The sequence below is a fragment of the Niallia sp. HCP3S3_B10 genome (assembly GCF_052064465.1).
Classification (GTDB): Bacteria; Bacillota; Bacilli; order Bacillales; family Cytobacillaceae; genus Niallia; species Niallia hominis.
Map to the genome: position 1 here is coordinate 1 of NZ_JBQHVO010000112.1, position 4808 is coordinate 4808.

The window sequence follows — 4808 nt, forward strand, 5'->3', positions numbered from 1 at the left end:
ATCGATTAAAGGCTCATTTAACGCAAGAAAACGAGTGATTTTGTACATCCTTACGCAAGCAAAATTGTACATATTTGTGTTGACATTTATATTCTCTAAGCCCACTAGAGCAGAAATCTGCATGGAAAGGTAACAGAGAAACGTTCTCTACGCCTTTCTTAACAAAAAACAGCATCAAAAGGTAACAAACAAAGAAACCATAAATCACCACACCAAAAACAAATCCTATCAAAAGAGCTGCCAATCCCATTGACAGCCCCTCCATAACTTATTATAAATGATCTGTTTTTTTGCTGTATTGATGTTTACCATTTTTGCGGTTTTTTTCACGCATCATGTTCTTTTCATGACGCAATGCATTGTTGTCTTTTGCTTTTTTATCATTATCAGAAGTATGTGGCATAATAAATACTCCTTTCAGCATCATCTTTTGTTCCATAGAACATTGATAGTATGAGTGAAAGGAGTAAACTTTATTCTATGTTAAAGCTGTTATTCCGAAACTTTATTTAAGAAGAAAATAGCGATCGTTCCTGCACCAGTATGTGAACCAACAGATGCACCAATAGAAGAAATGAATACGTCTTGTGGATGGAATTTTTCTACAATCATTTCTTTCACTTCTAAAGCTGTTGCTTCATCATCTGCATGGCTTATGGCAAACACTTGTTGATCCAATTTTTCGCCCCGCTCTTCTATTAGTTCCATCATTCTGCGCAAGAGCTTCTTTTTGCCACGAATTTTTTCAAGAGGAACCAATTTTCCATCTTCTACATGAAGAAGAGGCTTTATATTTAGTAACCCACCGAGAAATGCAGATGCTTTTGAAACACGGCCACCTTTGGCTAAATATTCTAGATCCTCCACTGTAAATAAGTGTTCCATATGCTCGCATAAGAACTTTAGTCGTGGTATAATTTCACTTACGTCTTTACCTTGATCTCGGAGTTTCACCGCTTCTTGAACAACTAAACCAGTACCTAATGATGCGCATTTGCTATCAATGATTGTGAAATCAAAATTAGGATATTCTTCCTTTACTTGCTCCGAAATCATTACTGCTGTTTGGTATGTTCCAGATAATTGCGAAGAAAATGCAACATACACAGCTTTTTCATTATTTTGGGCTAATGCTGTAAAAACATCTTTAAATAATGCTGGAGAAACTTGTGATGTTTTTGGAACTTGTCCACTGCGAATAGCATTATAGACAGTGGTTGGTTCAATTGTTTTTAAATCCTCGTATTCTATCCCGTCTAAATTAACTTTTAGCGGTAATAGTGTCACCTCATGTTTCTCATAATAGGATAGAGGTAAATCACTTGCACTATCTGCTAGGATTTTAAAAGTCATATTCATTCCACTTCTTTCTATTTTTTATAAAAACATATGGTAATTGGAGTACAGTTATGATAAATAACAATAATCTCTGTGAAAATGCCTTGTTTTTTGATAACAAGGCATACTTATTTGTAGTTTATAAAATTTCAAGGGAAAAAACAATGAATAGTAAATGCAATAATAGTAAAAATTACTATATAAAGTAATGGAGGATACATATGTATTGGTTATTAACAAAAAAATTGATTGTTGTTATTTTTGGGGCATTATTAAATGCTATTGCCATGAATTTTTTCCTAATACCTGCTGATGTGTATGCAAGCGGCTTTGCAGGAGTAGCTCAACTTGTATCAAAAGTAACACCAATTTCCACAGGGATATTATTATTTATTCTCAATGTTCCCATTGCTATACTTGGCTGGTTAAAGGTAGGGCGATCCTTTACCTGTTTTAGCTTCTTAAGCGTAGTTTTTATGTCTTTGTTTATGGAAATCATTCCCGTAACAAGCTATTCACATGATATTTTGCTGAATGCTGTTTTTGGTGGTGTAATTGCTGCAGTTGGCGTGGGGTTAACGTTAAAGTGGGGAGCATCTACTGGCGGAATGGATATTATCGCAATGATTCTTTCTCGGGTGCAAGATAAGCCCGTCGGTACTTATTTCTTTATATTAAATGGAGCAATTATCATTACAGCAGGCGCCATGTTCGGTTGGGAAAAAGCTTTATATACGCTAGTGAATCTCTATGCGGCAACAAAGGTGATTGATACGATACATACTGCACATCAAAAATTAACCGTGATGATTATCACAAAGAAAACAACAGAACTAAAGATTGCCATCCATGAAAAATTAGTTAGGGGTATTACAATTTTGCCAGCGCGGGGAGCATTTTCCAATGAACCAAAGGAAATGCTAATGATTGTTGTGACACGTTATGAACTATTTGATATAGAACGAGTCATTAAAGAAGTTGATCCACATGCATTTACCAATGTCGTGCAGACGACAGCAGTACTAGGTTTCTTTCGAAAAGCATAAAGGAGGTTGTTTGTTTGCAGAAAATACTAGCAGTTGTGTTATGTGTTATCATAAGTGGAATTATTCCGTATATGTCCACAGCATCGGCAAATTCTAATAAAGAAAAAGTGGATCTTTCTAATCTCTCTGTAAATGGGGCAAATGGAAATTATCTCGTTAAAGGGATGATTTCTGGTAGTGAAGATGATGTCTATTATACAGTGGAGGATGGCCACAATGAATTAATCGCCAAAAAGAAAGTGCCATTAACCAATCACAAATTTATGCTAGAAATTCATTTGAATAAGAAAGATCTTCCTACGAATGGAACGGTTATTTTATACTTTTCGGAAGAGGGAAAAGAGCCATATCCAGTGGTGTTAGAAACATTTTCTTGAACTTACGGCTTATTTCCATAACAGGCTTGCGAAACTACTAAAAAAAAGCTGTCCAATAAAGTATATCTCCCAAGCGTTTTCTTTTTATACGCTTGTAAAGAGTAACTTTATTTGGACAGCTTCATTCATTATTGTGTGTGAATTTGATCCAGCTCTTTTTGTAAAGCTGCTAATTGCGACTGTTCGGCTGTAGTTGTGTTCGAATATGCAGAGCTAATGGCATTCTTTGCTTTATCAACTAAGCCGTCTAAATCTTTGCCGTTCGCATATTTAGCTACTTCAACTGCTTGTCTGGCTTCTTGAAAAAGTCTATTTCCCATTTATTCTAATCCTCCATGAAATTGTCTTTCATTTGACATTTTGTAGCTCTCAGCTTCAGCATATGTCATATGATAAGGGATACGTTCGGAATGCTTTGATACGGAGTCTACTCCTTGCTGTACGAAGCGTTTCGATTTATTTCGTTTTCCCATTCATGATCCCTCCGAGTGTTAGAGTATAATTGGAAAGACAAAGAAGCATTTCATTTTCAAGTGAAACAGTGATTTGCTGCTTCTATTATAGTATGGTCGAAAGTATCAGCTTTAAAGACGGTAAAGATACCCAACTTTTAAAGAGCACGAAGGTTTAAAGCCTCATTTAAATAAATAGCTATTCCGTCTTCTTCATTGGATAAAGTAATGTCATTAGCAAGGGCTTTTAACTCATCAATCCCATTCCCCATTGCTACCCCTTTTCCAGCATATTCAATCATTTCAAAGTCATTATCTTCATCCCCAAAGGCAATAATATTTTTTTGTGGAATTTGATAGTAATCAGACACCTTTTGCAATCCAATTGATTTATTTATCCCTGTTTTAACAATTTCAATGACATGAAATGGATCTGCCCAACGGCGATGGTCAATTAAATCTGCATGGACTTCAGATAAATGCTTGCGGATTGCAGGAACATGCTCTTCTTCTGCATGAATTAGGATTGAAGTAGGAGCACTTTCCAAAAATTCGAGTAGGTTTCCAACCGTTACTTTTGGATTTCCTAAGGAAAAAATATCGATTAGTTTTTCATCATGATAATGATAGTACACATCATCCATTACTTCTGCGATAATGTTATGAAAAGGATAATCATTGCACGCAGACACAATATCACGAGCTGTTTTTATATCAAGAGGGGAATGATAAAAACCCCAATTTGAATCTTTTGGATGATGAATAAAAGCTCCATTAAAGTTAACGATAGGAGTATGTAAGTTTAATTCATGATAAATCGCTTCGCTTGCGCGGAAAGGTCTCCCAGTTGCAATCATCACTTCATGACCATCATTCATCGCTTTTTGAATGACTTTTTTTGTAAGGGGAGAAATGGTTTTATCATCTTTTAATAAAGTTCCGTCAAGGTCTAAGGCAATTAGGTGTTTTTCTGTCATAGTGTCTCCTTTAGTGTCAATATAGTAATTTTAAATTCATCTTTTTAGGGGCGTAATTTTCGAAAAAAATGCCACTTCATGTTACACTTACTAATACATATAGAATATTATTACACTTTATTCGTTAATTCTACTTTTAGCTTGTTAAGTTATGTAAAATAAATGAAATAGTAGATAAACTCCCTTTATAATCTTTACAGTTTTCCCCACTTTTAACGGAGTGACATTCCCTTTAAGCTGGAGGAGAATGCGAAGAAGCTAATGGGAGAAGAACTGTCCGTAAAGGTCCGATTGGTTCAACTAATCATCAGTGGGGAAAGGGCATCCCACTGAAGAAAGTTTCACTTTATCCCACTCTTAACGGACAGTAACTCTCCCCTTTTAGCTGTAGGAGAATGCGAAGAAGCTAGTGGGAGAAGAACTGTCCGTAAAGGTCCGATTGGTTCAACTAATCATCAGTGGGGGAAGGCACCCCGCTGATGAAAGTTTCACTTTATCCCACTCTTAACGGACAGTAACTCTCCCCTTTTAGCTGTAGGAGAATGCGAAGAAGCTAGTGGGAGAAGAACTGTCCGTAAAGGTCCGATTGGTTCAACTAATCATCAGTGGGGGAAGGCA

8 protein-coding genes are annotated in these 4808 nt (G+C 36.1%); 2 read left to right on the forward strand and 6 right to left on the reverse strand.

Translation table 11 applies throughout. The annotated features are described in order from the left end of the window. Nucleotides 1-13: 13 nt before the first annotated feature. The 3 genes from ACTNDN_RS24355 to ACTNDN_RS24365 all read right to left on the reverse strand — a co-directional run bounded on the left by ACTNDN_RS24355 (nucleotide 14) and on the right by ACTNDN_RS24365 (nucleotide 1353). Nucleotides 14-250, reverse strand: a complete 237-nt coding sequence (locus tag ACTNDN_RS24355) for a hypothetical protein (RefSeq protein WP_441132538.1) — start codon at nucleotides 248-250, stop codon at nucleotides 14-16. 21 nt (nucleotides 251-271) lie between these two features. Further along, the gene (locus ACTNDN_RS24360) at nucleotides 272-403 is read right to left on the reverse strand and encodes a DUF3941 domain-containing protein (RefSeq protein ID WP_081836758.1); all 132 of its coding nucleotides are present in this window, start codon (nucleotides 401-403) and stop codon (nucleotides 272-274) included. Nucleotides 404-492: 89 nt separating this feature from the next. Continuing rightward, on the reverse strand, nucleotides 493-1353 hold the full coding sequence (locus tag ACTNDN_RS24365) for a DegV family protein (protein ID WP_031540714.1): 861 nt from the start codon (nucleotides 1351-1353) through the stop codon (nucleotides 493-495). A 206-nt stretch (nucleotides 1354-1559) separates the two neighbouring features. On the opposite strand from ACTNDN_RS24365, the gene ACTNDN_RS24370 reads away from it, so the two are divergent. Next, nucleotides 1560-2384: a YitT family protein gene (locus tag ACTNDN_RS24370; RefSeq protein WP_031540713.1), complete on the forward strand. Its 825-nt coding sequence runs from the start codon at nucleotides 1560-1562 to the stop codon at nucleotides 2382-2384. Between the two features lie 14 nt (nucleotides 2385-2398). After that, nucleotides 2399-2761, forward strand: a complete 363-nt coding sequence (locus ACTNDN_RS24375; protein WP_441132540.1) for a hypothetical protein — start codon at nucleotides 2399-2401, stop codon at nucleotides 2759-2761. Between the two features lie 128 nt (nucleotides 2762-2889). Here the strand turns inward: ACTNDN_RS24375 and ACTNDN_RS24380 are convergent, their stop codons facing one another. From ACTNDN_RS24380 to ACTNDN_RS24390, 3 genes are all read right to left on the reverse strand, one after another. Then, complete coding sequence (locus ACTNDN_RS24380; protein WP_251628587.1) at nucleotides 2890-3081, reverse strand: DUF3813 domain-containing protein; 192 nt, start codon at nucleotides 3079-3081, stop codon at nucleotides 2890-2892. Next, entirely contained in the window at nucleotides 3082-3234 is a 153-nt protein-coding gene (locus ACTNDN_RS24385; RefSeq protein ID WP_251628588.1) for a hypothetical protein, read from the reverse strand. A 137-nt stretch (nucleotides 3235-3371) separates the two neighbouring features. Further along, complete coding sequence (locus tag ACTNDN_RS24390; RefSeq protein WP_441132542.1) at nucleotides 3372-4190, reverse strand: Cof-type HAD-IIB family hydrolase; 819 nt, start codon at nucleotides 4188-4190, stop codon at nucleotides 3372-3374. Nucleotides 4191-4808 lie beyond the last annotated feature (618 nt).